Source organism: Anaerobiospirillum sp. NML120449, assembly GCF_023051105.1.
Taxonomy (GTDB): domain Bacteria; phylum Pseudomonadota; class Gammaproteobacteria; order Enterobacterales; family Succinivibrionaceae; genus Anaerobiospirillum.
The window spans coordinates 1-1,640 of sequence record NZ_JALKIL010000097.1 but is presented as its reverse complement, the minus strand read 5'-3'; the positions used below and the strand labels follow the sequence as shown (position 1 = coordinate 1,640).

1 rRNA gene is annotated in these 1,640 nt (G+C 49.0%); it reads right to left on the bottom strand.

Annotated elements, in window-relative coordinates:
* Positions 1 to 1,517: 1,517 nt before the first annotated feature.
* Positions 1,518 to 1,633: ribosomal RNA gene (rrf, locus tag MXE41_RS12930) — 5S ribosomal RNA — on the bottom strand.
* Between the last annotated feature and the right edge of the window lie 7 nt (positions 1,634 to 1,640).

The window sequence follows — 1,640 nt, the reverse complement described above, 5'->3', positions numbered from 1 at the left end:
CTTTAATGATTCGTTTGAAGTGCAACTGTAACCAGTTGCCAGTTTGTTGGCAAAACTCAAAGTTCTTAACTTAAAGAACCCACACAGATTGTCTGTACTTACTGATTTTCAAAGAACTCAAAAGCGCTGGGCTTTTGCAGCTTCACGCCTCAGTGCGTGACAGCGGAGACGTATTTTAATGATTTCCAACCCCACGTCAACAACTTTTTTAAAAAAATTTTGCCCAAACTTAACATTTTACCGTCCCATGGGAGTCGGAAACCGCAAAGATATGCCCTTTTGTGATACAAGTCACAGCCTGAAAATTTTCTGAAAAATCTTCAGTTTTTCCCTCCCCAGGCACCATAAAATGGAAAATTCATCCCCAGATTTAGTCAAAGTATTTCCACAAACAGATCAGAAACTCCCCCATCCAGCCAGGACACTCTCCAAAAAATTTGAATTCACACCTTAATTTTTTCCTGGCCACGACCACCCTCAGCCCAAAAATCTTCCCGCCACTGCACCAGCTCCTGCTCTCGCTTCCGCTCCTGCACCTGCTCACACCACTGCTCATGCCCATGCGTATGCTCTTCCTCCTCCTGACCACAGTACAATTTATCCTGCCAGCATCCATAACAGCGCAAACAGAAGCTAAAGAGCCGCTCCATTACTGTTAAAAGATCAGGCTTTGCAAAGCGCTTTATGAAGCCAGTTGGGAAAAATACTCAACAGGGCAACAGCCACGGCAGTGGCCGTAGCTCCTGCCACTAAAGAAGGATACGCAGTACAGTCCATGCTCAAATCTGCATTGAGCAGCTGGAGCGCCGAGTCCTCATGAGTAATGCCAGGCTAATGAAAGTACCTGCAGAAGCTGCGCTCCAGTTTGCAGCCACCACTGCCTGACTCATCATATTCATGCAGCAGCATCGGCCGCCCTGCCTGCTCGATCAGATCTGCATTGAGCCATTCGGAGCAGAGTTACTTTTACCCTCTGCGAAATGCAGAATGAAGGCAAGTCATACATTGCCAATGCCAGAGCATATGAATGAGAAGACAGTTATGCTGGTTATTAGTTGAATCGTGGTCGCGTGCAACTTACTTTGTCAGTTCAACCATACGGTACGCTACATAACCAGATGCAAAGCATTATGCTATCAGACAGTTACAGCTTTACTGGAGCTGCGACAACAGATCAGCTGCATGCATGAGCGCAGCGCAGCGCAACTCAGTGTAGTACAGTACTGCGCAGCACAATGCAGCTCAGCTGCACACAGCATTAGCAGCTCGTGAGCATTGATTATGGTGGCTGGGGGATATGCTTTACAGAAAGCAATGGAAAGTAATGGCGCTTACAGATGAAGGACGGGACTCAGCCGCTGCGGAGCCGTTGCGGCAGCTGCAGCTGCCTTGCGGCTGCCCGGGACGGGCTGGACCGCAGGGCCAGACCGGCCCGGATGGGGAGGAATTTGTGGGATGTGCAGATGCGACAAAGCCCGCTGAGTTTTTACTCAGCGGGCCTTTTCAGGAAAAATTAAGCCTGGCGATGACCTACTCTCACACAATCGTACGTTGCACTACCATCGGCGTTACTGCATTTCACTTCTGTGTTCGGAATGGGGACAGGTGGGACTACAGCACTATGGTCGCCAGACAAATCT